Here is a 237-nt window from a genome sequence, read left to right on the forward strand (position 1 = left end):
TGCAACAACCGTTTCATTTGAACGATCAGACATTCAATATATCAAGCAGCATCGGTATATCCCTGTTTCCACAGGACGGGGACAATGCAGAGGATTTGCTGAAGCGTGCAGATACCGCACTCTATACGGTGAAGTCTCGCGGCAAGAACGGCTTTGACTTTTTTGATCCGTCCATGGAAGCCAAGTCTTTGGAGCGCATCCTGATGGAAAATGAACTGCGCAAAGCGATTGAGCAAG

General features: G+C 47.7%; 1 protein-coding gene. It reads left to right on the forward strand.

Annotated elements, in window-relative coordinates:
- Positions 1–237, forward strand: a 237-nt coding sequence (locus SB773_RS34555) for a diguanylate cyclase domain-containing protein (protein WP_410595051.1), incomplete at both ends; no start/stop codon positions are given.

This window comes from Bacillus sp. SIMBA_074, assembly GCF_046534555.1.
GTDB classification, from domain to species: Bacteria; Bacillota; Bacilli; order Bacillales; family Bacillaceae_G; genus Bacillus_A; species Bacillus_A mycoides.